This window comes from Paracidovorax sp. MALMAid1276, assembly GCF_049198005.1.
In the GTDB taxonomy this organism is placed as follows: Bacteria; Pseudomonadota; Gammaproteobacteria; order Burkholderiales; family Burkholderiaceae_C; genus Acidovorax.
This window is the reverse complement of record NZ_JBMIRS010000222.1, coordinates 1-3931: the sequence shown is the minus strand read 5'-3', so window position 1 is coordinate 3931 and position 3931 is coordinate 1. Positions and strand designations below refer to the sequence as shown.

Genomic DNA, 3931 nt, shown 5'->3' with positions numbered 1-3931 from the left:
TCCAATGCGATCCCCGAAAAGATCTTGAACAGGTTCTAAAACTGCCTGCCACTGGCGGTCGCGTGAAAGTTCGAAATCAGCCTGAGGCCTTCTTTTGCCTTGCAGTCCATCCATATTGAATAAAAAGTGCCTGACTATGGGCCTACCTCAGAGACCGATCTAACCGTTCGGGCTGAGCCCGTCGAAGCCAGGGCTTGCCGTGTGCGTGCAAGGCTTCGACAAGCTCAGCCCGAACGGATGGGGGAGAAGTGTCTGAGGCAAATACATAATCAGTAAAAAGTGCGTCCAGCGCTTTCTGGATAAGCGCTGGCAGCTATCAATTTTGAAGCAAGCGACTGGGGCGCGTCGGCCGTACCGTCATCACTTCATTTCAGCCTGCACTGATGGCACTTGGCATCCCATCACTGCCTGCGCGTTCGTGTCCAGGCGTTGCGCCAGCTAGCCTTGCTCGGCGGGCTCGCCGTGGCCTCGTGGGTGAGCAGCCAACCGCACTGCCACGGCCCGCAGATTCTCTATCAACCCCTATTTTTCTTTAGCAATCGCTTCTTGGATCTATAAAACTTTATCGCGCAGATGCTCCATGCCGCGTCATCGCCTCTTTCACGGCTTCCACCATCGCATCCTGCAAGTGGTGCAGTCGCCCCCCAGGCGCAAAGATGTCCGGCTGGTCGCGGCGCAGTTTGCCGGTCACGGTCCAGCCGTTGCTGCGCAGAGAGGCAATGATGCGGTCGGCATCGGGATCGGGCATTTCCACCCATTGTTTGATGGCTTCGCGGGCGGCGTCGTTGTCGCGCAGGGCGGCGGCTTCGCGGGCCATTTCGTGGTCTACCGTGTCGCGCAGCAGGTCACTGAAATAGCGCACATGGGGGGTGAGGTCGGGGTAGCGCCAGGCGTGCAGGGCGTCTTGCTCGGCGGCAAAGTGAAAGTCGCTGGTCACGCCGTCCGGGTAGGTGTGCAGGGTGGCAAAGCGGTATCGGCCCTCGTAGCGGCGCATCAGCGGTTTGGAGAATGATTCGAGCACCCGGTCATAGGCCGCGCGCCCGGCGGGTGAGCCCGCGATGGTGGCCGACACGGGGATGATGAGGTTGGGTGGCACCGCGCCGTCAGCCGCCAGCAGGTGGTTGAACAGGAATCGGTGCACGCGGCCATTGCCGTCTGACAAGGGGTGCAGGTACACAAAGGCGAATGACACGGCTGCAGCGCGTGCCACGGTGGCGGTGCCAGCGGTGGTTTCTGCGCTGGTTTCTGCAGTGATTTCTGTAGTGGTGTCTGGCAGGGCGCGGCGGGTGCTGGTTTCAAAGCTGCGCAGGCCCTGCAGCATGTCTTGCACCGCAGCCGGTGGCGGGGCGATGTAGTGCACCACCTGCCCTTGAAAGCCCGATTGCCCCACAAACACGGGCGACTGGCGCACGCCCAGGCGCAGGGCGGTGCTGCCGAGGATGGCGGTTTGCAGCTGGGTCAGGCCTGCGGACTCCAGCGGCGCTTCCATGCGGCCACTCAGCTCGCCAATGGCGGCGGCAAAGCGTTTGACGCGGTCGCCTTGCTCTTGTTCGCGCTCAATGGCAAAGCTAGCGCGGGATTCCTTCAACGTCAGCCATGCCGCGCTGCGCAGCAGCAGGTCGGCCCCGTAGGTGGTGTTCAGCCGCTCTACGCCCGCCTGCACGTCGTACAGGTTGCGCTCTGGCTGCGGCCCCAGGTACACCAGTGGGCAGTAGCTGCGCGGGCCGGGCAGGTTGTTGCGCACTTTCCAGCGCTTGTGGTTGGCGGGGCGGGTGGCGGTGAGGTACAGGGCGGGGTCGATGGCGTCCACATAGCCCACGTTGGCGGCGGTGTCGGGCGCGTCCAGCGTTTTGCCGGTGAACCATTCGTACAAAAAGGCGGTGCGCCGGGCATAGGCGCCGGTGGGGGCGTCTTGAAGCCAGGCAATGATGTCTTGCGGGTTGATGCGCTCAAACACGCGAGAGAAGAACTCGAAGTTCAGCCGTTCGTACTTGAGCCCAAATTCAAAATGCCCGCGAAAGGTGTCGCTGGGCTGGTATTGCGGGGTCCAGGTGCGGATTTCGGCGGCCAGATGCAGTTCGGTGCGGTTTTGCGATCCGATCTGACTGCGCGTGAACAGGGGCTGCACGGACTCAATGCCCAGCATGTCGCCAACGCGCGTAAAGCCCAGGGCAGTGGCAGTCATGGCATTTTTTTTCGTCAGAGGTTCTTTATTTTGTTATGAAATCTTATCTTTTCCTATAAATTTTTATTGATTGGCGCAGGGAGTGATGAGCGCGCTACCCAGGGCCCTGTGTTCAGGCTCTGGAGCCGAGCCTGCGGCGGTCCGATGAAGCAGGCTCGGTGACTTGATTTCTCACCGCGCGGATAGCGCTTTGCTTCCCACCGTCACCTTCGCCAGCGCCTTGGTGCCCGCCGCTACGCGACAGCTGCCTTTGGCCTCCAGCCGGTCTTCCGCAGGGGCCAGCAGGCTCGCTGGAACATCTTTACATTCCCCCTTCGTTGGAGGCGGGTTGGGCGCGGGGTGTGCCTTGCGGCGTGAGAACCCACGGTGCCCGCCGGTCCATGAGGTGCTCCATCCCGACTTCTGCGCATGAAGTCACGCCCAACATCGCCAGATTACGGTCCACCTCGGCGCGCAGCAGCTCGGCGGCGGTGGCCACCCCCGCCTCTCCATCCACCGCCGCCGCGTAGTTGAAAGGCCTGCCCACAAACACCGCCTGCGCCCCCAGCGCCAGGGCCTTGATCACATCAGTGCCCCGGCGGATGCCGCCGTCCAGCATCACGGTCATGCCGCTGCCTGCTTGGTCGACGATGGCGGGCAGCACGCGCAGTGGCGCCACGGCGCCGTCGAGCTGGCGGCCGCCGTGGTTGCTCACGATGATGCCGTCCACGCCATGCTGGCGGGCCAGGGCGGCGTCGTGCGGGCTCAGGATGCCCTTGACCACGAGCGGGCCGCGCCACTGGCGGCGGATGTGTGCGATGTGGCTCCAGTCGAAATGGTCGCGCGCCGCAAAGTCGCGTTGCACGCGCGAGGACAGGATGGGCGCACCGCGTTCGGCAAACGAGTTTTCAAAGTGCGGCATGCCGTGGCGCGCCAGCGTTCGCAGCAGCGTGCCGGCCAGCCAGCGGGGGCGCACCAGGCCGTTCCACGCCAGGCGCAAGCTGGGCCGCAGGGGGGTGGAAAAGCCTGCGCGGATGTTGTTTTCGCGGTTGCCGGCCACGGGGATGTCCACCGTCACCACCAGGGTTTCCACGCCAGCGGCCACCACGCGCTGCAGCAGGCCGTCGATGCGCTCGGGCGTGCCGGGCAGGTAGGCCTGGAACCAGGTGCCGGGCGCGGCGGCCATCACTTCTTCCAGCCGGATCAATGAACTGCCACTCTGAATGGCCGGGATGCCCGCTGATGCTGCCGCACGCGCCAGCACGATGTCGCCCCGATACGCCGACAGCGCGGCGATGCCCATGGGCGCGACGCCGAAGGGGCTGGCGTAGCGTTTGCCGAACAGCGTCACGCCCTGGTCGCGCACCGCCACATTGCGCAGCACGCGGGGCACGAGCGCCAGTTCGGCAAACGCGCGGCGGTTGTCGTCCAGCGCGTGGTTGTCTTCCGCCGCGCCACAGACATAGCCAAAAATGGGCCGGGGCAGCACCCGGCGTGCCGCCGGCTCGAAGTCGTCCAGCGCGAGCAGGTTGCGCGTGCGGCCGCCGCGGCGGGTGCCGTTGAAGGCCTGCCAGGCGCTGCTGGAGGACGCAGGGGTGGAGGACGGGGGCGTGGAAGATGCGGCAGGGGAGGGTGTGACCACGGTGTCGGATCCGATTGTGCGGTGGGTGGTGGGTGGTGCTCGCCACGGGGTGGCGCCTAGGAGTCGGCGCGGCAGAAGGAGCATCGGCTGCAACGCACGATATACCGGTCTCGCGCGGCGCTACC

General features: G+C 64.8%; 2 protein-coding genes. Both read right to left on the bottom strand.

Going from position 1 to position 3931, the window contains the following annotated elements; translation table 11 throughout:
- Positions 1–562: 562 nt before the first annotated feature.
- On the bottom strand, positions 563–2185 hold the full coding sequence (locus ACOQFS_RS18385) for a Fic family protein (RefSeq protein WP_421564276.1): 1623 nt from the start codon (positions 2183–2185) through the stop codon (positions 563–565).
- Between the two features lie 301 nt (positions 2186–2486).
- Complete coding sequence (locus ACOQFS_RS18380; RefSeq protein WP_421564275.1) at positions 2487–3806, bottom strand: alpha-hydroxy acid oxidase; 1320 nt, start codon at positions 3804–3806, stop codon at positions 2487–2489.
- Between the last annotated feature and the right edge of the window lie 125 nt (positions 3807–3931).